The sequence below is a fragment of the Desulfovermiculus halophilus DSM 18834 genome (assembly GCF_000620765.1).
GTDB classification, from domain to species: domain Bacteria; phylum Desulfobacterota; class Desulfovibrionia; order Desulfovibrionales; family Desulfothermaceae; genus Desulfovermiculus; species Desulfovermiculus halophilus.
Map to the genome: position 1 here is coordinate 131,401 of NZ_JIAK01000004.1, position 20,555 is coordinate 151,955.

18 protein-coding genes are annotated in these 20,555 nt (G+C 60.4%); 3 read left to right on the forward strand and 15 right to left on the reverse strand.

Annotated features, from left to right (window positions below):
- The 12 genes from proC to nadA form a co-directional block, all read right to left on the reverse strand.
- Nucleotides 1–795, reverse strand: coding sequence for a pyrroline-5-carboxylate reductase (gene proC / locus N902_RS0100680; RefSeq protein ID WP_027369352.1), 795 nt, complete (start codon nucleotides 793–795; stop codon nucleotides 1–3).
- Complete coding sequence (ndk, locus tag N902_RS0100685) at nucleotides 792–1,214, reverse strand: nucleoside-diphosphate kinase (RefSeq protein WP_027369353.1); 423 nt, start codon at nucleotides 1,212–1,214, stop codon at nucleotides 792–794. Before ndk ends, proC begins: the two co-directional genes overlap by 4 nt.
- A 23-nt stretch (nucleotides 1,215–1,237) precedes the next feature.
- Complete coding sequence (locus N902_RS18455) at nucleotides 1,238–2,305, reverse strand: divergent polysaccharide deacetylase family protein (protein ID WP_051564055.1); 1,068 nt, start codon at nucleotides 2,303–2,305, stop codon at nucleotides 1,238–1,240.
- Between the two features lie 17 nt (nucleotides 2,306–2,322).
- Nucleotides 2,323–3,615 (reverse strand): S41 family peptidase, encoded by a 1,293-nt coding sequence (locus tag N902_RS0100695; RefSeq protein WP_027369354.1) that lies wholly within the window; start codon nucleotides 3,613–3,615, stop codon nucleotides 2,323–2,325.
- 109 nt (nucleotides 3,616–3,724) lie between these two features.
- Nucleotides 3,725–4,840: a murein hydrolase activator EnvC family protein gene (locus N902_RS15760; protein WP_161635147.1), complete on the reverse strand. Its 1,116-nt coding sequence runs from the start codon at nucleotides 4,838–4,840 to the stop codon at nucleotides 3,725–3,727.
- A gap of 10 nt (nucleotides 4,841–4,850) precedes the next feature.
- Nucleotides 4,851–5,501 carry an endonuclease III domain-containing protein gene (locus N902_RS0100705; protein WP_027369355.1) on the reverse strand — a complete coding sequence of 217 codons (651 nt, stop codon included), beginning with the start codon at nucleotides 5,499–5,501 and terminating at the stop codon, nucleotides 4,851–4,853.
- Between the two features lie 17 nt (nucleotides 5,502–5,518).
- Complete coding sequence (locus N902_RS0100710; protein WP_027369356.1) at nucleotides 5,519–6,379, reverse strand: 50S ribosomal protein L11 methyltransferase; 861 nt, start codon at nucleotides 6,377–6,379, stop codon at nucleotides 5,519–5,521.
- A gap of 19 nt (nucleotides 6,380–6,398) precedes the next feature.
- Nucleotides 6,399–7,598 (reverse strand): acetylornithine transaminase, encoded by a 1,200-nt coding sequence (locus N902_RS0100715; protein ID WP_027369357.1) that lies wholly within the window; start codon nucleotides 7,596–7,598, stop codon nucleotides 6,399–6,401.
- Between the two features lie 186 nt (nucleotides 7,599–7,784).
- A complete protein-coding gene (locus N902_RS0100720) occupies nucleotides 7,785–8,708 on the reverse strand; it encodes a methylenetetrahydrofolate reductase (protein ID WP_027369358.1) in 924 nt (307 codons plus the stop codon).
- Between the two features lie 132 nt (nucleotides 8,709–8,840).
- On the reverse strand, nucleotides 8,841–9,770 hold the full coding sequence (locus N902_RS15765) for a zinc dependent phospholipase C family protein (protein ID WP_051564056.1): 930 nt from the start codon (nucleotides 9,768–9,770) through the stop codon (nucleotides 8,841–8,843).
- 158 nt (nucleotides 9,771–9,928) lie between these two features.
- The gene (fdhD, locus tag N902_RS0100730) at nucleotides 9,929–10,693 is read right to left on the reverse strand and encodes a formate dehydrogenase accessory sulfurtransferase FdhD (protein WP_027369359.1); all 765 of its coding nucleotides are present in this window, start codon (nucleotides 10,691–10,693) and stop codon (nucleotides 9,929–9,931) included.
- 82 nt (nucleotides 10,694–10,775) lie between these two features.
- A complete protein-coding gene (gene nadA / locus N902_RS0100735; RefSeq protein WP_084287556.1) occupies nucleotides 10,776–11,831 on the reverse strand; it encodes a quinolinate synthase NadA in 1,056 nt (351 codons plus the stop codon).
- A 470-nt stretch (nucleotides 11,832–12,301) separates the two neighbouring features.
- Here nadA and N902_RS0100740 point away from each other — a divergent pair, with 470 nt between their 5' ends.
- The 3 genes from N902_RS0100740 to metW all read left to right on the forward strand — a co-directional run bounded on the left by N902_RS0100740 (nucleotide 12,302) and on the right by metW (nucleotide 15,507).
- A complete protein-coding gene (locus N902_RS0100740) occupies nucleotides 12,302–13,621 on the forward strand; it encodes an O-acetylhomoserine aminocarboxypropyltransferase/cysteine synthase family protein (RefSeq protein ID WP_027369361.1) in 1,320 nt (439 codons plus the stop codon).
- Between the two features lie 63 nt (nucleotides 13,622–13,684).
- Nucleotides 13,685–14,845, forward strand: a complete 1,161-nt coding sequence (gene metX, locus N902_RS0100745; protein ID WP_027369362.1) for a homoserine O-acetyltransferase MetX — start codon at nucleotides 13,685–13,687, stop codon at nucleotides 14,843–14,845.
- 53 nt (nucleotides 14,846–14,898) lie between these two features.
- Nucleotides 14,899–15,507, forward strand: a complete 609-nt coding sequence (gene metW / locus N902_RS0100750; protein WP_027369363.1) for a methionine biosynthesis protein MetW — start codon at nucleotides 14,899–14,901, stop codon at nucleotides 15,505–15,507.
- A gap of 183 nt (nucleotides 15,508–15,690) precedes the next feature.
- Here the strand turns inward: metW and N902_RS0100755 are convergent, their stop codons facing one another.
- The 3 genes from N902_RS0100755 to N902_RS0100765 form a co-directional block, all read right to left on the reverse strand.
- Nucleotides 15,691–16,641 (reverse strand): YbgA family protein, encoded by a 951-nt coding sequence (locus N902_RS0100755; RefSeq protein WP_027369364.1) that lies wholly within the window; start codon nucleotides 16,639–16,641, stop codon nucleotides 15,691–15,693.
- 253 nt (nucleotides 16,642–16,894) lie between these two features.
- On the reverse strand, nucleotides 16,895–17,953 hold the full coding sequence (locus N902_RS15770) for an Lcl C-terminal domain-containing protein (protein WP_051564057.1): 1,059 nt from the start codon (nucleotides 17,951–17,953) through the stop codon (nucleotides 16,895–16,897).
- A 71-nt stretch (nucleotides 17,954–18,024) separates the two neighbouring features.
- A complete protein-coding gene (locus N902_RS0100765; protein WP_084287557.1) occupies nucleotides 18,025–20,550 on the reverse strand; it encodes a heavy metal translocating P-type ATPase in 2,526 nt (841 codons plus the stop codon).
- Between the last annotated feature and the right edge of the window lie 5 nt (nucleotides 20,551–20,555).

Below are 20,555 nucleotides of genomic sequence, written 5' to 3' on the forward strand. Positions count from 1 at the left end.
CTATCCCAGCTCCTCACTGCGCCGGCAGGCGGCCAGGGCGGCATCGATGAAGGCGCTGCGGGCAGCCCTGCGTTCCAGCTCCCGCATCCCGGCACTCGCGGTTCCGGCCGGGGAAGTGACCATCTCCCGCAGCTCTGTTGCCGACAGGCTGCTCTCTCTGGACATCTTCACCGATCCGTCCAGCAGGGCCTGGATCATCTCCTTGCTCTGACTGCGGTGAAACCCCAGGGCCACGCCAGCCTCGATCAGACTGTCCATAAAGTAGTAGACATAGGCCGGTCCGGTGGCCACCAGGGCGGTAAAGGCGTCAAAGTAGTCTTCGGCCAGTATTTGCACCTGCCCCAGACTGAGAAAGAGCCGCTGGATGAGCTCTTTCTGGTCTGAGGAGAGCTTTTTGTCGTCATAGCACAGGGCAAAGACTCCGGCTCCTACCATGGCCGGAGTATTGGGCATGACCCGGACCACAGGGCAGGTGTGCCCGCTCCAACCGGCCAGGGTTTCCCGTCTGATCCCTGCGGCAATGGAGATCAGGCATTGGTTCTTCTGCAGATCTGGAGCGATGGAGGTCAGCAGCTTCTGCATCTGCTGGGGCTTGACCCCCAGAAGGATGTAGTCGCTGGCCGCCACGACCTCCTGAGCCGAGTCCTTGATTTCCAGCCCGGTCTCCTGGGATATCGCGTGCAGCTGATCCTGATTGATATCATATCCGCACAGGGCCAGGGTCTCGTCCTTGCACCAGCCGTTGAGCAAGGCCCCGCCCATATTGCCGATGCCGATCAGCCCGACTCGAGTCATGAGATCATCACCTCCAGCTGACTGAAAAAATAGGATATCTCCTGCTCTGCCGTCTCGGGGGCATCTGAACCGTGCACCGAGTTCTTCTCAATATCCCGGGCGAAGCGCTTGCGGATTGTGCCCTCGGCGGCTTCCTCCGGATTTGTGGCCCCCATCACCTCCCGATAGCGGGCAATGGCGTTTTCCCCCTCCAAAACTGCGACCACCACCGGCCCGGAGCTCATATAGTCGGTCAGGCTGTCGAAAAAGGGCCTGTCCTTATGCACGGCATAGAATCCCTGGGCCTGCTTCTTGCTCATGTGCACCATCTTCATGGCCTTGACCTGCAAGCCGCCGGCTTCAATCTGGGACAGGATCTCGCCGATCAGATTCCGTTCCACTGCATCCGGCTTGATAATGGACAGTGTCTTCTCCACCATGCATCGCTCCTTCGCGTCTTGCGTCAATTCAGGTTACGAACAATTCGACTCAACGTGACCAGGTCCACATTCGAACTCTTCTCTTTGGACCACTTGGCCAAAGCTGTCAAGGTCTCGGGGTACGGATGGCCGATGGCAATGGCCTGCCCGGTTCGGACGGCCAGCCTTTCCGCCTTGCGCAGCTGGCGGACAATGGCCTCCACCTCCTGTGTGTTGTCCAGAAACACATCCCTGAAAGCCACCTGCATGCGCATATCCCGGGCTATATCCCGGACCGTGCTGCGAGGACTGGTCAGGCTGTCCATAAAAAAGAGCCGGCGGGAGGTGATCTCCCGCAGGACGATTCGCATACCCTCGGCATCTTCGGTGAACCTGGATCCCATATGGTTGTTGGCCCCCGCCGCCCCCGGGACCTGCTGCAGGTCATTGGCCACAATAGACCTGATCTGCTCCGGATCCATATGCACAAAGATGCTCCCCGGCCCCGGGTCAATCTGGGGATAGCCCTTGGGCTCCATGGGGATGTGCAGCAGATACTCCAGGCCGTTCTCCGCCGCCAGCTCAACCACCTCCTTGGTGTCCGGGCTGTACGGAAGTATTGACCAGGTCAGCTCCGAGCCCATGATCTGCAGCAGCCTGCGGGCCGTATGCACCGACTGCCCCATGTCGTCGATCACCAGGGCCAGACAAGGCCCGCTCGGCGGCTTGGAGACTGAGTCCTGGGGAGTCGATAAGGTTTGAGGTGAAGGCTCGTGAGGGGTCTGCTCCGGGTACCCGGATGATTCAGGGGCCTTGGGCGGAATCTGCTCAAAGACCCTGGCATCCTGTTTTTTCCCCGAATCCGGCCTGGAAATGTCCTGAGCAGGGGCGGAAGGTTGGTCGGGCTGGACAGACGCCACCCTGGTTTTTGGCTGCTCTTTGCTTCCCTGTTCCGGGACCAGGAGGACGCCAATCAGCCCGAGAACGGTCACCCCCAGGGCAACGGCCCAGACGGCCATCCTGGTTCCCAGCCGGGCAAGGGGCCGTGGGCCGGACTTTCGGGAGGGCTGTTTTTTTTTCCGGCTGGTTTTTTTCTTGGATGCAGAGGCCATGGATCAGCTGTTCTTGATCATTGCAGGCCCTTGATCATCGGCAGCCTCTTCACCAGCTGCAGGGCCATCTGCAATTGATTGTCCTTTTCCAGCATGCGCTCAATGCGCGTATTCTCACTCTCCGCATCCTGGTCCTGGTCCTGGTCCTGATCCTGGGCTTCGTTGTCCTCTCCGTTCTCCAGGTGTCTGGCCAGATCCCTCTCCCGGATGGTCCGAAAGACGCTTCTTTCAGCCTCTTCCTCAATGGGATTGTAGGCCAGGCTGATGTCCGGAGTAATGCCTTCCGCCTGTATGGAGCGGCCACTGGGCGTGTAGTACTTGGCGGTGGTCAGCTTGATGCCGGCGCCGTCAGGAAGGGGGATCACGGTCTGTACCGAGCCCTTGCCGAAGCTGCGCACACCGAGGATGAGCCCCCGCTTGTGATCCTGAATCGCCCCGGCCACAATTTCGGATGCCGAAGCTGTACCGGAATTGATGAGCACCACGATGGGCACCATGATATCAGACTGCTGGTCCGAGGCCTGAAAGTCCATCTTGGCCTGCCTGACCTTGCCCTGGGTATAGACGATCTTCCCCTGTCCCAGGAACATGTCGGCCACCGAAACTGCTTGATCCAGCAGACCGCCGGGATTGTTTCGCAAGTCCAAAACCACCCCTTCCAGGTCCGGCCGATGTTCCCGCAGCGCCTGGCGCAGGTCCTTGGTGGTGTTTTCATTGAAGTTGGTGATCCGGACATACAGGTACCCGGGCTCCATGCTCTCGATCTTCACGCTCTGCATGGGGATAACGTCCCGCTTCAGGGTGATCCGCTCCGGCTTGGCCTCCCCCTGGTGCAGAACCGTGAGCTCCACCTCCGACCCTTTCGGGCCCCGGATCTTGTGCACCGCGTCCATTATGCTGATGTCCTGGGTCGATTCCCCGTCAATTTCCAGAATGATATCCCCGGATTGCAGGCCGGCCCGGAAGGCCGGGGTATCTTCGACTGGGGAGACGACGGTCAACCTGCCGTTCTGGAGGGTTATTTCAATCCCCACCCCGCTGAACTCCCCGGATGTCTCGGCCTGCATGTCCTTGAACTCTTCCTGGTCCAGATATCCGGAATGGGGGTCAAGGCTCTGCAGCATCCCCTGAATGGCGCCCTGTACCAGCTCCTGACGCTGTACATCATTGACATATGTCTTCTCGATCAGGTCCATGACCTGACTGAAGCTCTTCAGCGGCTCATAGCGGTCTGTCGCTCTGGTCGTCTCCGGGGTCATGGACAAGGCCACAAGCATGAGCACAATCCCTAGGCTTCTGCTCCATCGCATATAGGTCTCCAGGTTGGACATTCAATGCAGTCCGTTCGATCAATTGCACATCACCGCGGAAGACACCGTCTTTCCCAGGACAGCCCCCCAAAAAGGGAGCCGCATTTGCTCAGGGGGCCTTCGCCAGCCACAGGCGGGGATCGACGGTGGTTTGCTTCCTGCGCAGCTCAAAATACAGCCCCGGCCCTTGCGCAGCCGGGAAATATCCGGCTTGCCCGATGACCTCGCCCTTTTCCACCTTCTGCCCGGACCGGACATTGGTTCGGGACAAAAATGCATACAGGGAATAGTAGTCCTGGCCATGATAGAGGATGACCACATGCCCGAATCCGCGCAGGGTATCGTTATAGGCCACATCACCCCAGGAAACCGCTTTTATTCCCGTTCCCTCGGCCAGGGAAAACCCGATTCCGTCCTCAAACTTCCCGTCTCCCTTTGCATACTCTTCTACCACTTTTCCCTGTGCAGGCCAAGGGAGTTCGCCCTTCAAAGAGTTGAAGGCCCGCCTGTCCATCGAGCCAAGACGAGATTTGAGCCGATCGATGGACTTTTCCAGGGCTGCCAGCTCCTCGTGGGTGGCCTGCTTCTTCCGGCGGAGATCATGCAGCCGGTTCGCAAACTCCAGACGCTGTTCAGTCAGCTCCCGGCGCATAGCGGCCAGCTCTTTCTCTTTGGAACTCAGCCTGGCCCGGGTGGTCTGAAGCTCCTCTCCTTTCTCCTCCAGCCTGTCTCCCACTGCACCCAGATCCTGGATCTTGTCCCGGGCCTTGTCCGTCAGCCTGGACAGCCAAACCGCCTGTCTGTCCGCCTCCGGCCAGGCATCAAAGACCTTGGCCTTGAAATGCTCGGATCGAATGCTCACCTCCCAGAGCCGGGGCAGGAGCCTGCGCACCTCCTGGCGGACACGCTTCCTTTGCTGGCCAAGGGCCTGGATCTGGCCTTGCAGATCCCTGTACTGGGATCGAAGCCTTTGCTTCTTCTCCCCGATCTTTTGTTCCCGGGCTTCCAGGGAATGTATCCTCTCTTCCATTTTGGCCAGCTTGGCGTTTGCCGACCGCTCTTTGTCCGTCAGGGCAGCAATCTCGGCTTCCGCTTTTTCCTTGGCCTGCTGCTCCTGCCACAGCTTGCTCTGCAGGTCCTGGAGATCCATGCCCCGGGCCGGAACGGTCCACAGCACGCAGTGCAGGCATAGGCAGAGCAGGAGGAGGCGAAGCAAGAGGTGCATCCGGTTCTGCTCAGGGAACATAGGCCTGCAACGGGCAGCCTGAGCACAGGGGAGCCGATTTTTTGCACCACTGTTTCCCCACCCGGACCAGCAGGGCATGATATTCGTTGAACAAGTCAACATCCCGGGGCAGGCTGTCTGTAAATACCTCCTGCAGCTCGGTGTAGCCCACATCCTCCGGGACCAAGGCGTGGCGGTGCAGTATCCTCGCTGTGTAGGCATCAACCACAAAAACCGGATGCTCCAGGGCGTAGAGCAGGATACTGTCTGCGGTTTCCTGTCCGATTCCTTTTACTTCCAGAAGCTTGGGACGCAGCACTTCCATCGGCTGTCTGGACAGCCGGGCCAGGTCGTACCCGGCCTCCTGGCCCAAAAAATCCAGCAGGGCCTTGATCCTGGCCGCTTTGACCCGAAAGTACCCGGCCGGACGAATGATCCCGGCCAGCTCCTCAACATCCAGCCCAACCAGCTCTTGCGGGTCCAGAAGATCCCGTTCCCGGAGAGCGGCAATCGCCCTGGAGGCGTTGGTCCAGTTTGTATTCTGGGTCAGAATCGCTCCCAGGCAGACCTCGAATCTGCTCCCGGCCGGCCACCAATGACTGGGACCAAGGGTATCGGACATGGCCTGGAAATACTCCATGAGCAAATGCGAGCGGTTCATGTCCCTCATCCTTCCCTTCAGCTCTCTTCTGTCCCGGACCAGACCAGGGAGGCCCATTCGCCGAGGTGCTCAACCCGGGGTATGCCCATCCCCTGCAGCCTGTAGGCGTCGGTCACCGACTCCACCTGGGATCCCAGCACTCCGGACAAAATCAGGGTCCCCCGCTCCTGAACCAGGGAGACAAGCTCCGGAGCCATGCGGATCAGCGGTCCGGCCAGGATGTTGGCCACCACAAGAGGGAACTTTTGCTTTGGACCCAAGGCAGAGATGTCAGCGCACCCCAGCAGGACCTGCCGGCTCACCCCGTTGGCCTCAATGTTCTCCCGGGCATTGTCCGTGGCCACAGGGTCGATGTCCAGGGCGATGCAGCCGCTGCCCAGAAAAACCGATGCTATGGCCAGAATCCCCGAGCCTGTGCCCAGATCAAGGACCGTCCCCCCCGCGGGCCACAGCCCTCTGTCCCGCAGCTGGACCATGGCCTGCAGACAGAGGATGGTCGTTGGATGATGCCCGGTTCCAAAGGCCATCTTGGGATGGACGATCAAAGGGACAAGATCGGGGTTGTCCTGGTCTTCAAGTTTCCAGGGCGGAAGGATGCAGAAGGTATCCGCGACCTGCACCGGCTGAAAAAAGAATTGCCACGCGGTCTGCCAATCAGCGTCCTTTTCCTTGTCCTTTTCCAGCCTGGCTTCCGGCCGGCGCCGCCTGATCCTGTCCTGAAGATGCTTGAGCTGCCTGCGTTCCTGAACATGGATGCGCAGGACGGACTCATCCGGGCCGGTGGTTTCCTCCCATCCCCAGGGAGCGACTTCGGAGAGCAGATCCACTGCCGACTCCAGCTGCGTATTCGGAACATGCCAATCCAGTATATAGGACATAATCGACTGTGTGCTGGTTTCAGTGCATGGAGTCCAGGATACGGTCCAGCCCGGCGGCAAAGGCCTGCAGGTCCTCCATGTCCACGATCAAGGGCGGGAGAAGACGCAGGATGCTGTTTTGCGTCAGATTGCAGATAAATCCGGCCTCGAGCAGGGCCTTCCATACCTCGGGCCCGGAATGCTCAAGCTCCACGCCCAGCATCAGCCCCTGACCGCGCACCTCCCGGATCGCCTCCGGATGCCTCGTCTTTACCCCGTCCAGAAGCTCCTTGAACTCCTGGCCCACGGCCTCTGCCCGCTGGCAGAGCCCATCCCGCTTGATCACATCCAGAACCGTGCACCCGGCTGCAGACACCAGGGGGCCTCCGCCGAAGGTCGTGGCATGGCTGCCCGGTGGAAATCCGGCGCTCATGTCCTCAGTGCACAGCATGGCTCCGATGGGCAGGCCGTTGGCCAGTCCCTTGGCCACGGTCATAATATCCGGCTTCACCCCTGCCTTTTGATGGGCCCACATCTGCCCGGTCCGTCCCATCCCGGTCTGAACCTCATCCAGGACCAGGACAAGCCCCTTGTCCGCGCACAGGTCCTGAACCTGGCGCAGATACTCCACCGGGGCCTGCCGGATGCCGCCTTCGCCCTGGATCACTTCCAGCATGACCCCCGCTGTCTGCGGGCTAACAGCCTGCTCCAGGGCGGCGATATCGGCGAAGGGCACGCTGGCGAACCCGGAAGGCAGGGGAGCGAACCCGTGCTTCAGCTTGTCCTGTCCTGTGGCGGTCAACGTAGCCAGGGTTCTTCCATGAAAAGAGCCCTGGGCGGTTAGTATTTCAAACCTGTCTTTTCCCTGCACTTCCCGGGCATAGCGCCTGACCAGCTTAATAGCCGCTTCATTGGCTTCAGCCCCGGAGTTGCAGAAAAAGACCCTGTCCAGATCACAGGTGGCCACAAGCCGTTCGGCCAGATCCAACTGCTCTGTCTGATAGAAAAGATTGCTGGTGTGCACCAGGCGCGCCGCCTGATCGCATACCGTCCGGGTCACCTCCGGATGGGCGTGGCCAAGGACGCATACGGCAATGCCGCCCAGGAGATCCACATACTCCCGGCCTTGTCCATCCTGGACCCGTGCTCCTTCCCCCCGGACCAAATGCAGTGGGTAACGGCTATAAGTGGAACACAGCAGCTGTTGTTCCCGCTTCGCGACTTCGGCTAATGTGGGCATGGCAATATCCTTATCAAAGCAGTCCGCCCTTGCCGGAGCTAAAGCCTGACAAGGGCGGGAAGACAATCGCTGGACCTGAAGGCGTATCCGCCTGGCCGCTCACATGTGGTGAGCGTTCAGACCCCCTGGCTAGATTTCAGGGAGCACTGCCCCATGGACGGTGCCTGCGCCGGGCTGCCCCGGCCTCTAGACTTCCGGGCGGGGCAGGACGCCGGCCATCTCGGCGATTTCCGGCACCCTGTGCTCCCACTCGATGGCCATGAGATGCACCCCGGCAATCCCTTCCATCTCCTTGAACTCCTGAATCTGCTCCACAGCAATCTTTATCCCTTCGTCTTTCTGCTTCTTTTTCTCCACTCCGCGCAGCCGCTTGACGATCTCCTCCGGAACGTCCATCCCCGGCACCTTGGTCTGCATGTATTTGGCCATACCCACACTCTTCATGGGCGTGATTCCGGCCAGAATGGAGGTCTTTTCCGCCAGTCCCATGTCCACGGCTTGCTTGGTCCACTCCCGCATCCGCTTCATATTGTAGATGCACTGGGTCTGGATAAAGTCGGCCCCGGCCTGGATCTTCTTGGCCAGCCGGTGCACCCTCCAGGCATAGGGCTCGGCAAAGGGGTTGGCGGCGGCCCCGATGAACATCTCAGGTGGACCGTCGATATCCGCCCCTCCCTGAAACTTTCCCTCGTCCCGCATGTTCTTGACCATGGCCAAGAGCTGGATGGAGTCTATGTCAAAGACGCCTTTGGCGTGGGGATGGTCGCCGAACTGCTGATGGTCGCCGGAGAGGCAGAGCATGGTGTTGATGCCCAGGGAGCTGGCTCCCAGAACATCGGCCTGCATTGCTAGTCTGTTCCTGTCCCTGCAGACCATTTGGTAGATCGGCTCCAGACCTTCGTCCTTGACGATCAGCGATGTGGCCCAGCTGGACATGCGGACCATACCGGTCTGGTTGTCGGTGATATTCACCCCGTCCACCATGCCCTTGAGGTGGGAGGCCTTGTCCTTGACTGCCTGAACATTCGTTCCGCGAGGTGGCCCGAGTTCCCCGGTAAAAGCAAAGTGGCCTGCACGCAAGACCTTTTCCAATCTACTCTGCGTCTTCATAGGCACAATCTCTTTGGGTTAGATATTAAACATACAACCCAGCATAAAGCCGACAGACATCACCCGTCTCAGACTGCTCGCTTCTGGATCCCTCTGCGCCTCGGGCTGGATTTTGGTGTGCACCAGACCTCCCTACAGGGTCATGAGGCTCATGGCCGGAATAAAAAAGTTCAAAAACGGGCCGGACACCGAGGCCCTGGATCTCCATTTGCCGTTGTCCTTGGCCAGCCCCAGGTTCCGAAAGCCCATGGGATCGAAGGTGGCCACAGTGGACTTCCCCTTCCGGTTCAAGCAATCCATGCTGACCTGAAAGGACAGCTCCCGCATGTCGGTCAGATACTCCCCGCACTCCCGGCTTGGAAACTGCCTGGACAAAAGCTCCAGGGAAGAAGCCGTGGTCACGTTCCTGCTCAGGGCGACTCCAGAGGCAAACAGCTTCTTTTTCCAGGAAAACATGAAGCGGGACTTGCAGAAGGTGGACAGCAGGAGGGCATCCGCCTCCGGCATGGAGGTCCGCATAATCTTTTTCAGTTCTTGGGGGCAGTATTCTGTCTGCCGGTCGGCCTGCATCTCAATGTATACGTGGGTCAGCTTTCCCCGCCCGCGTCCCAGCTGGAGCATATTGGCCACATAGTAGTTATGGGCGATAACATCAGCAGCCAAATGGGTCAGATATCCACAGGCATAGGCCTGCAGCTGGGGATCCTGGACCGTGTGGACCATGCGCAGGCCGGCGTGCCAGCTGTGGCAATGGGTCGGAGTTATCTTCCGCCCTTTTCCGACCAGGATATCCGCACTCAGGCAGCCGTACAAAAAGGCCTGGCTATGGCCGATCAAAAGCTCTGCCGTTGCTGCACTGAGCAGATGCAGGTTGTTCAGGATCTGATTGCCCAGGGCCAGATGGACCCCCGGGCCCCAGGCCAGGGCTGAGGCCGGGAGCAGGACCCCTATTCCGCAGACTGCGCACAGCAGCAGAACGACCCGGGCCAACAGCCTTCCAAGGCCCGATCTCCTGGGTGATGCATTGATTCCGGTTCGTATTATGGGGGCAATGGTATTCATTGTTGGGTTTCCTTGGTGGAATATCGCACCTTACAGCGTGATCTTTGGGCACATAGCAAAATTCAACAATAAAGACAAGTCGACTCCCCAGCAGGACCACCTTCGCTGCCGGGCCGCATGTGGTTCTTTGCCTCCGGCACCCAAGTCATGAACCCGACCTAGCTGGTTATCCTCCAGGGATGGGTATACAGATTGAAACGCCCTGAACGCAAAAAACCGATCAGGGTCATTCCGCTTTGCCGGGCCAGGTGCACCCCGTGATCCGTCGGGGCCGAGACGCCGGCCAAAAGCGGCAGGCCGGCCCAAACCGCCTTGCCCACCACCTCCGAGTTCAGGCGGGAAGACATGAGCATCATCACCCCTTCGGATATCCCTGCACCGAGAGCCTTGCCCACCACCTTGTCCAGGGCATTGTGCCTTCCCACGTCCTCAGCCAGGGCCAGAAGCCGCGGCCCCTGCGCAAAAATGGCGGCGCAATGGGCGCCCCCCGTGGCCTGAAAAAGCCGTTGTCCGGAGTAGAGGATGTCCCGGGCCTGAAACAGATCCTCTGCCCTGATCCTGCATCCCTGACCCACATGAGGAACCGCGCCCGTGCCTTCCTGAACGCAGAAGCCCGGCTCTCGTTCTCTGTCCAGCCGGGACCGGACATGCGGGGCGAAAAGCACTTCGGCCCGGGTCAGACCTCCCCCGGTCCTCATCCGCACCTCCAGGATGTCCGCGGATGAGGACACAAGGCCCGCACAGCAGCACCAGCCCAGAACCAGCTCCCGGTCCTCCCGGGGAAGACGAACCGTTCGAGCCAGGCAGCGCCCTTGGGCCCATATCTCCAGGGGCTCCTCCCTGATCACGTGATCCAGGACCTCCCGGAAACCGCCGTCCTGGTACCGCAGGATGCTCACCTCCTGCACAGCATTGTGATCCACAGGGTTCCTCCTCGCCTCACTCTCCCAGAACCGGCTGGGCATGCTCAGCCTCTGCGCCTTTTCGTGCCTTTCCGGCCCCCCGTCATCTGCAGACTTCCAGCATCCTCTCCAGAGCCAGCAAGGCATCCTGTCGCACCTCCGGCCCCACGCCCACCTTGGGCACGGCGGCAATGGCGTCCAGATGCTCAGCCAGCTTGGGCGCCGTCACCTTGGCCATATTGGAGCAGGCGGTATCCAGAACCGGACGGATCGTCTTGGCCGGGCCGAACTCCCGGGCCAACCGCTGAACCAGGTTGATCTCCGTGCCGACATAGATCGTGTCTCCCGGCCTTGCTTCCTGCACGTACCGGATAATGCCGGAGGTGGACCCGCTGGCGTCGGCCATGTCCACAACATCCGGCATGCATTCCGGATGAACGATGATCCTGGCCCGGGGATCGGCCTGGCGGATGTGCTCCATGTGCCGGGGCTTGATCAGGTTGTGAACTGTACACAGTCCGGGCCAGAGAAAGAGCCTGCTCCGGGAAGCTCGGGCAGGGGAACGCAGGTCAAGGATCTCATAGTCTTGGGCTGCAATCCCCAGGGCCTTGGCAGTATTTCGTCCCAGGTTCTTGTCCGGGAGGAAGACCACCCCGTCTCCCTGCTGCAGGGCCCAGTCCAGCATGGTTGCCGCGTTGGCCGAGGTGCACACCGAGCCCCCGTAGCGTCCGCACAAGGCCTTGACCGCGGCCGAGGTATTCACATAGGCCAAGGGAATAATCCGCCGCCCCTGATCGTTGAGCTCGCGCACTTTCCTTTCCACCAGCCAGGCCGGAGCCATATTGGACAGCACGCAGCCGGCATTCTGATCCGGAATGCTCACCTTCTGTCCGGATGCGGCCAGTATGGCCGCGGATTCAGCCATAAAATAGACCCCGCACATCACGATCCACTCAGCCTGCAGATTGGGTATCTTCCGGGCCAGCTCCAGTGAATCGCCGCAATAGTCGGCGTGAGCCACCACCTCGTCCTGCTGATAGTGGTGGGCCAAAACAGCCAGCCGGGATCCGTGCTCGGCCCGCAATCTCTCGATCCGGGAATCAGTCTCCTGTGATGTCACTTCCGAAACCTCCTGTACTCCTAGACAAGACTCGGGTATTCATGTTGATCGCGCCAGCGGTTCTTCCACGCTGACTGTCAAATTTTACGGCAAACACTCATGACCAAAATTTGGGCTCTTCGACACAGAAAGTGGGATTGCCTACATAAGAGTTTGCCGTCTCTTCTGTGTGCCGTAAGCGGCAGGCCCGCGCATTTTCTTGGTCCCGCCAAAAGGGGGAAACCCGGCACTCACGTGTATGATACGCTTTCGTCACACAGAAAGCAGTGACCTGCACGTGAGTAGCCGGGAGGGGGCAGGGATCCCCCTTTGGCGGGGCTTAGAAAATACCGGGGCGAAAGTTGGCTCACAGAAGAGATGGCAAACTCCAAAAATCCACAGGCTAGGTCGAAGAACCAAAATTTGTATGTCCAGGAGCCTCGCGCAGCACACGGGTGCGTCCTTGACATTGGCCGCACTCTTAGTCAGTTATGAGTTATTTTGCAAGGAAGAAAATACTGGAGCCCCCAATGCCCTGGAACCCCGAAACTCTGGCTTTGCACGCCGGACACCGTCCGGACCGGGAAACCCGCAGCCGGGCCGTCCCCATCTACCAGACCACAAGCTACGTCTTTGAGAGCCCGGAACACGCGGCGGCCCTGTTCACTCCGCACTCCCAAGGGCAGGACGAGTCCACTTCTCTGGACCTCAACGGCCGGCCGGAAAATATCTATACCCGGATCAATAATCCGACAACAGAGGTCCTGGAACAGCGGATGGCCGGCCTGGAAGGGGGTGCCGAGGCCCTGGCCCTCAGTTCCGGGGCCTCGGCTGTGGCCTTTGCCCTGATGACCATCTGCCAGGCCGGGGACCACATCGTCTCTTCCTCCAGCCTGTACGGGGGGACCTACAATCTCCTCCGCCAGACCCTGCCCCGCTTCGGGATCCGGACTTCCTTTGTCCCCTCCCTGGACGCCGGGGCCTTTGTCCGGGAGATCACCCCGCAGACCAAGTGCCTGTTTGTGGAGACCGTGGGCAATCCCAGACTGGATGTGCCGGACCTGGAGTCTCTTGCAGCCGCTGCTCACCAGCAGGGGATCCCGTTGATCGTGGACAACACCGTGGCCACCCCTTTTCTCTGCCGGCCCATCACCTGGGGAGCGGATATCGTGGTTCATTCCCTGACCAAGTTCTGCGCCGGACACGGGACCAGCATGGGCGGGGCTATCGTCGACGCCGGGCGCTTTGACTGGACCTCCGGCCGATTTCCCCTGCTGACCGAACCGGACCAGTCCATCCACGGCCGCTCCTGGACCGAGTTCGGACCGGAGCGGGCGTTCATCCTCCGGGCCAGAAACGTTCTTCTCCGCGATTTCGGTCCCTGCCTCTCCCCGCTGAACAGCTTCCTTATCCTCCAGGGACTGGAAACCCTTCCTCTGCGGATGGAGAAGCACTGCGCCAACGCGCGGGCCGCAGCCGACCATCTCAACCGGCATCCCTTGGTCAACTGGGTGCTCTACCCCGGACTCCCCAGCCATCCCACCAATGCCCAGGCAAAAACCTTTCTCACCGGCGGATTCGGAGCGCTGGTCGGCTTCGGCATCAAGGGCGGGCTGGAGGCTGGCCGGGAGTTCATCCGTTCGCTGGAGCTTTTCAGCCACCTGGCCAATATCGGCGACGCCAAGAGCCTGGCCATCCATCCCGGATCCACAACCCACTCCCAGCTCAGCCGGGAGGAGCAGGCCGGTATGGGGCTTTCTCCGGATTTCATCCGCCTTTCCATCGGCCTGGAACACATTGACGACATCATTGCCGATCTGGACCAGGCCCTGGCCAGGTCGGCGGCATGAACCAAACCAGACCCTGATGTGCAGCCCCTGCCCAGCAGGCAAGAGAGGCCAGAAGATACAGCCATGCACTCCACCGCCGGCTCAGTGAGCACTCAGTACTTTCAGTTCGCCCATCCTCCCCAGGAGATGGAGCTGGAATGCGGCCGCACTCTGGGGCCGATCACCCTGGCCTATGAGACATACGGGACCCTGAACCAGGACCGGTCCAATGCGATCCTGGTCCTCCACGCCCTGACCGGGGACGCCCATGCCGCGGGCTGTGCTTCGGACCGCGGCGGCACCGCGGGCTGGTGGGACGTCATGATCGGCCCGGGCAAGGGCATAGACACCAATCGGTATTTCGTTATCTGCTCCAACGTCCTGGGCGGATGCATGGGATCCACCGGCCCGAAGTCCATAGACCCGGAAACCGGGCGCCCGTACGCCTTGCGCTTTCCGGTGGTCACCATCGGAGACATGGTCCGGGCTCAGAAAAAGCTTGTCGATCATCTGGGAATCCCCAGGCTCCTGGCTGTTATCGGTGGATCAGTGGGCGGGATGCAGGTCCTGGAGTGGGCGGTCCGTTATCCGGAACGGGTCGCGGCGGCCGTGCCCATCGCCACCGCCACCCGGCATTCGGCCATGGCCATTGCCTTCAACGAAGTGGCCCGGCAGGCCATAATGAAGGACCCCAACTGGAACCAGGGCGACTACTACGGCTGCGGCCAGCCCGACCACGGCCAGGCCGTGGCCAGGATGATAGGTCATGTGACCTATCTTTCCGAAGAGGCCCTGCGCAAAAAGTTTGACCGCAGACTCCAGGACCGGGAGGAGTTTTCCTATGCCTTGGATACAGACTTCCAGGTGGGAAGCTACCTGCAGCATCAAGGGGAAAAGTTCGTCAACCGCTTTGACGCCAACTCCCTGCTCTACCTGACCAAGGCCGCCGACTACTTTGACCTGGCCGAAAACTACGGCCGCGGGTCCCTGACCCAGGCCTTCTCCCAGGCCCTGGCCGACTTCCTGGTTGTCTCCTTTTCCTCGGACTGGCTCTACCCCACAGCCCAATCCAAGACCATGGTCCAGGCCATGAAGAAAAACAATCTCCAGGTCAGTTTCTGCGAGATCGAGTTCGATTACGGGCACGACTCCTTTCTGGTTCCCAATCCGCCCCTTTCCCAGCTCATCTCCGGATTTTTGGCCCAGGAGTACAGAAGCATGACCCCGTATCGCTATTGCCTGTAACCGCCGGCCCCAGCCCATTCATCTTTCCGGCACCATAGAGTCAAGGACAACCCATGCGTTTTGATCTGCAAACCATCGCCTCCTGGATCACCCCCAACAGCCGGGTCCTGGACCTGGGCTGCGGGGCAGGGGAGCTGCTCAAGCACCTGCAGGACAAGAAGAATGTGACCGGCACCGGAATCGAGGTGGACGCCGAAAAGGCCAGCCAGGGCATCATCTCCGGGGTGAACATCATCCACGGGGACATCCATGAGGAGATCCGGGACTATCAGGACCAGACCTTCGACTACGTCATCCTCAGCCAGACCCTGCAGCAGGTCTTCAAGCCGGCCCTTCTCCTGCACGAAATGCTCCGGGTGGGACACAAGGGAGTGGTCAGCTTTCCCAATTTCAGCCACTACAGGAACCGGCTTTTCTTCTTTTTCCGCGGCCGGGCCCCCATGTCCAAAGAGCTGCCCTATGCCTGGTTCGACACCCCGAATATCCGGGTCGTCCCCATCAAGGACTTCCGGCATTTCTGCTCCATCTTCGGCTTCAAGATCCTGCAGGAAACAGCAATCAGCACCTACTATCACGACGAGCACGGCCGCACTGTCCGCTTCCTGCCCAATCTCCTGGCCACCTACGGCATTTACCTCTTGACCAAAGAAGCCCCGGGATAAGCCGGGCTGGGATAATCCAAATCGAAATCGGGATCGCTATCGAAATCGAAAGATGTCATTCTGTGCGGCAGGAACCCTCAGCTTACGGATATCGATCCCGATAACGATTACGAACCCGAAGAAAGAAAATCACAACCAACGGATGCACTGGACGCTTATTCTTCGCGCCAGTGATCCTCAGCCTTATACGTGATTGCGCAGCTTAAGCTCCAAAGGATGGGGGTTCAAATAATACTGGGTATGGAGATACGGCTGATCGTACTTGCGCACATAGTGATTGATCAGGGTGACCGGGACGATCAAGGGCAGATTCCCGGATTTGTACTCGTCAATGATGTCCAACAGTTCCTGTTTTTCGTCCTTGGTCAGATCCTTCTTGAAGTAGCCCATCAGGTGGTGGAGCACATTGACGTTTTTCTTGGTTGTGCTGTGCAGCCGCAAGGCGTAATGCAGCTTATGCAGATAGGTGGCAAAAAGCTCGTCCACAGGCATCTGCTTCCCGGCGGCCACCAGCTTGCCCAGCTCCCGGTAGGTAGGCACGTGATGGGCCATGATCAAAAGCTTGTGCCTGGAATGAAAGTCCACCAGCCCGCCCAGGGTCTTGGCTGAGCGCACCAACTCCCGCCAGCGCTGGAAGACAAAAATGCGGGTGATGAAGTTTTCCCTCAGGACCGGATCGTGCAGCCGCCCGTCGTCCTCCACCGGCAGATCCGGAAAGTGGTCCATGACCATCCTGGCCCAGATGCCCACTCCCTTGTTCACCGGCATGCCGTTTTCCTGATAGACCTTAATCCGTTCCATGCCGCTGGACGGGGACCTGCTCTTGAATATATAGCCGCACAGCTCTCGTCCTTCCAGATCCTTGAGCCGATTTCGGCCCCAGCCCTGCATCTGATCGGTATAATCCACTTCCGTCTTCTGGGTTACCAGCCGGGGATTGTCCGGGTCGCCCACCAGGCGCAGGGCCTCCCTGGGGATGCTCATCCCGCACTCCACCTCCGGGCAGACCGGGACAAAGTCTACATACTTGCCCAATGTGTCCCGGATGAACCGGTCCAGCTTGTGCCCGCCGTCGTAGCGGACCTCCTCCCCCAGCAGGCAGGTGCTGATTCCCAGGATAATCTTGTTCTCCATATCGGCTCCTATTCAATCTCTAAGCTCCCCCGCACGGCCGCCAGAGCGCAGGCATGTGGGTGACTATGGTTCTTCGCCGTAGCCTATGGATTTTTGGAGTTTGCCGTCTATGCTGTGGGCTCACTTTCTGCCCGGTATTTTCATGCAAAAACCTTCGCTCAGTCCCTTGCCTCGCTCCAGCCTCCGCCTTCTGCCCTCTGGCTCCTTTCTTCTGACCTCTGACCTCTGTCTTCTCCTCACCGACTACTGACAACTAGACCTCTGATCTCTGACCTCTGACTTCTGTCTTCTGTCTTCTGACTTCTGTCTTCTGTCCTCTGGCCACCCAGACCCCAAACCTGGCCGTCTTCTTATACCCAACCCCGACAGCACCTTTGTGCATATACAAACCGTATGCCCAATCCGGCTCAAACCCGCTGGATGTGGACGACCACAGCACCTCCGGGTTGCTCAGAAAGGGGTGTCCTTCCGGCAGGGCCGGAGATGAGCGGGATGCGTCCACAAGAGACTCCAGCTCGTTGATATTGGGCAGATGCCAGTCCGTTCCGGTTTTTTCCTCAAGCTCCGCAACCGCCTGCAGGGCCTCCGGCCAGGTCAAAAGTCCCGGGTCGCGGCTGATCACCTCCCGCCAGGTTAGCCCGGTCAGGCGGTCCAGGATATCCTCACCTGTCTTTTCAAATCTGGGCCGGGGCCAGGACACGCCCTGCCGCAGCTCCCCGTCCTGCCCGGTTCCCGGACATTCGAGGCGAGCGCCTCCGGAGTCGAAGCACGCATTCTGCCCTGTCCGGGGTAGAACCGGGCTTTCCCCCCGCACCGGCCAAACCATGGAGATCTGGTCCTTGCGGTTCCAGAACATGCGTCCGCCGGCCAGATGCACGGCCCAGGCATAGGCCGGATACATGGCCGAAGAGGTCGAGGTCCAGTACCAAGTCTGCTCCACTCCGGTAAAAGGATGCTCCAGGGGCAGGGCCGGCCGGCTACGGCCGTGGCTGATCAGGCTGCGTAGCTCCCGCCGGTTGGGCAGCCGCCAGTCCGAACAGCCCAGAAAGCCTTCCCGGTTCAGATCCCGGATATGCTCCAGCGCTTCCTCCCAGCGCAGGGCAAACTCAAAGCTCACCCCCTTCTTCGGCCACACGAGACCGGTCAGACCGTCCTGAACCAGGCCCGGAGCACGCTCTGTGAACCGCGGGTTCGGCCCCTTGATGCCTATCCCCAGCTCCCCGTCCTGTCCGCTGCCGGCACAGGGGATCTCAGCGCCCAAAGCATCGAAGCATTTTTCCTGATCTGTAGGCAAAACATTGCTGATTGACATGGGATATGTCCGTGTCCTTCCGTGCATTTCGCGGGATCACGTATTCGTTTGGCTTCTCTGTCCCCATCGGCTTATTCGGGCTGAAAGAACCGCAGGCGCAGGGCATTGCTGACCACGGAAACGGAACTCATGGCCATGGCAGCGGCCGCGATCATGGGATTTAAGGTCGGTCCGCCGAAGATATGCAGGGCTCCGGCCGCAATGGGGATCCCCAGGGAGTTGTAGAAAAAGGCCCAGAACAGATTCTGCTTGATGTTTCGCACTGTGGCCCGGCTGAGGCTCATCGCCGTGCTCACTCCGGTCAGATCCTCGCCCATGAGCACGATATCCCCGCTTTCAATGGCCACATCAATGCCGGAGCCCATGGCCAGCCCAAGATCGGCCTGGGCCAGGGCCGGGGCGTCGTTGATTCCGTCTCCGACCATGGCCACCTGCAGGCCCTGGTCCTGGAGCTTGGTGATCTCCGCTGCCTTGCCTTCGGGCAGCACCCCGGCAATGACATCATCGATCCCGGCCTGCTCGGCAATCACCCGGGCCGTTCGCTGGGTATCCCCGGTGAGCATGATCACTTTCAGCCCCATGTCCTTGAGCTTTTGCACCGTGTCCGGAGCGGTCTCCTTCAGCCGGTCGGCCACGGCCAGGACCGCTGCGGCCTGCCCGTCCACGGCTGCCAGGACCACGGTCTTGCCGTCCCGGGCCAGCTCCTCGATCAGGTCCGAAACCGTATCCTCATCCAGGCCCTGGACCTGCTGCTCAGCCAGAAAGGTCCTGCTGCCCAGAACGATGCTGTGTTCATCAACCCTGGCCCGCACCCCGCGCCCGGACACAGCCTGGAAATCAACGGCCTGGGTCCGGGGCTCAACTGCCTCCTTGTCCATGCCCTGGACCACGGCCCGGGCCACGGGATGCTCAGAGGCCTGCTCAACCGCCCTTATCAGCCCGGCCAGCCTGGTGCGCTCCAGGGGCGAGGTGTCCAGAATTGTGAAATCAACCAGCTCTGGCTGACCCCGGGTCAGGGTTCCGGTCTTATCCAAAACCACGGCCTGGATGTTCCGGGCCTTCTCCAGGGCCTGTCCGCTTTTGATCAGGGTCCCCAGCTGCGCCCCCCGTCCGGTGCCGACCATGATGGCCGTGGGCGTAGCCAGCCCCAAGGCGCAAGGGCAGGCGATAACCATGACGGCCACAAAAATGCGCAGGGCAAAGGAGAACTCCGCCTGTCCGAGGAAATACCAGGCCAGGCCGGCCAGGAGGGCAATGCAGATAACCGTGGGCACAAAGTACAGACTGACCTTGTCCGCCAGATTGGCAATGGGAGCCTTGGAGCCCTGAGCCTCCTGGACCAGAGCGATAATCCGGGCCAGGGTCGTCTCCCGGCCCACTTTTTCCGCCCGTATGCGCAGAGAGCCCTGGGTATTGACCGTACCGGTAATAACACTGTCCCCAGGTCCCTTGCTCTTGGGAATGGGCTCCCCGGTCAGCATCGATTCATCCAGGCTGGACTGTCCGTCCTCGATCCTGCCGTCCACCGGAATCCGTTCCCCGGGACGGATCAGGAGCAGATCCCCGGGCTGAATGGAGCTGACCGGAACGCTGGCCAGTTCCTGCCCCTCGATTCTGGTGGCTGTTTCCGGCCGCAGCTGCATGAGCTCCCGGATGGCGGCAGAGGTCCTGGCCTTGGAACGGTTCTCCAGGAAACGGCCCAGGGTGATCAGGACCAGAATGATGGCTGCGGACTCAAAGTACAGGTCATGGGCCTTGGCTGCTGGATTGTATCCCAGGACTATCTCCCCCAGATTCCAGGTGGAGTAGACAAAGGCCGCACTGGTGCCCACGGCGATCAATGAGTCCATGTTCGGCCCGCCCCGGGCCAGGCTGGGAAAGCCCTGAACATAGAACTCCCGGTTGATGAACATGATGGGGACGGTGAGCAGGAACTGGACCAGGCCGTGGGTCAGAGGCGCGGAGTGGGCGGCCAGAAAGGCGGGGATGGGCAGACCGAGCATCCCGCCCATGGAGAGGACGAACAAGGGAACGGCCAAGGCCAGGGAGAACACCAGCCGCCTTTTCAGCCCGGCCAGCCTTTCCTCCATCTCCCGGTCCTGCTTCCGGGCCCCGCCGCTGTCTTCCTGGGAGGCCACAGATGCCTTGTAGCCTGCATCCTCGACTGCAGAGATCAGATCCCGGCTCTGAACCTGCCCCGGCTCATAGCTCACCCTGGCCGTTTCCGCAGCCAGATTGACCTCGGCCCGGCTCACTCCGGGCACGTTTTGCAGGGCCTTTTCCACCCGGGCCGAGCATGCCGCACAGGTCATGCCTTGAATATCCAGCTCAATCTGGGAGCTTTCACTGACCTCTTCGGCCTCATATCCGGCCTTGTGCACCGCGGCCTTGATCTCCTCCGTCCCCAGCTTGTCCGGATCCCAGCTGACCTGCATGCTTTCTGTGGCCAGATTGACCTGGGCCGAGTGCACCCCGTCCAGCCAGGAAACAACCCGTTCAACCCGGGCCGAGCAGGCGGCACAGCTCATGCCCTTGACGGCAAACTTCTGGCTGCGCACATTGCCTGCCCTCTCCTGATCCAGCTCCTGCTCGTTCATACCTT

Bases quoted from the DNA above. Each gene is read 5' to 3' on its own strand.
- metW (WP_027369363.1), top strand. From the start codon at position 14,899: ATGCGTTTTGATCTGCAAACCATCGCCTCCTGGATCACCCCCAACAGC.
- N902_RS15770 (WP_051564057.1), bottom strand. From the start codon at position 17,953: ATGTCAATCAGCAATGTTTTGCCTACAGATCAGGAAAAATGCTTCGAT.
- N902_RS0100710 (WP_027369356.1), bottom strand. From the start codon at position 6,379: ATGTCCTATATACTGGATTGGCATGTTCCGAATACGCAGCTGGAGTCG.
- N902_RS0100715 (WP_027369357.1), bottom strand. From the start codon at position 7,598: ATGCCCACATTAGCCGAAGTCGCGAAGCGGGAACAACAGCTGCTGTGT.
- N902_RS0100740 (WP_027369361.1), top strand. From the start codon at position 12,302: ATGCCCTGGAACCCCGAAACTCTGGCTTTGCACGCCGGACACCGTCCG.
- N902_RS0100755 (WP_027369364.1), bottom strand. From the start codon at position 16,641: ATGGAGAACAAGATTATCCTGGGAATCAGCACCTGCCTGCTGGGGGAG.
- N902_RS18455 (WP_051564055.1), bottom strand. From the start codon at position 2,305: ATGGCCTCTGCATCCAAGAAAAAAACCAGCCGGAAAAAAAAACAGCCC.
- metX (WP_027369362.1), top strand. From the start codon at position 13,685: ATGCACTCCACCGCCGGCTCAGTGAGCACTCAGTACTTTCAGTTCGCC.
- N902_RS0100765 (WP_084287557.1), bottom strand. From the start codon at position 20,550: ATGAACGAGCAGGAGCTGGATCAGGAGAGGGCAGGCAATGTGCGCAGC.
- ndk (WP_027369353.1), bottom strand. From the start codon at position 1,214: ATGGTGGAGAAGACACTGTCCATTATCAAGCCGGATGCAGTGGAACGG.
- N902_RS0100695 (WP_027369354.1), bottom strand. From the start codon at position 3,615: ATGCGATGGAGCAGAAGCCTAGGGATTGTGCTCATGCTTGTGGCCTTG.
- N902_RS15760 (WP_161635147.1), bottom strand. From the start codon at position 4,840: ATGCACCTCTTGCTTCGCCTCCTCCTGCTCTGCCTATGCCTGCACTGC.
- N902_RS0100705 (WP_027369355.1), bottom strand. From the start codon at position 5,501: ATGAACCGCTCGCATTTGCTCATGGAGTATTTCCAGGCCATGTCCGAT.
- proC (WP_027369352.1), bottom strand. From the start codon at position 795: ATGACTCGAGTCGGGCTGATCGGCATCGGCAATATGGGCGGGGCCTTG.
- N902_RS0100720 (WP_027369358.1), bottom strand. From the start codon at position 8,708: ATGAAGACGCAGAGTAGATTGGAAAAGGTCTTGCGTGCAGGCCACTTT.
- N902_RS15765 (WP_051564056.1), bottom strand. From the start codon at position 9,770: ATGAATACCATTGCCCCCATAATACGAACCGGAATCAATGCATCACCC.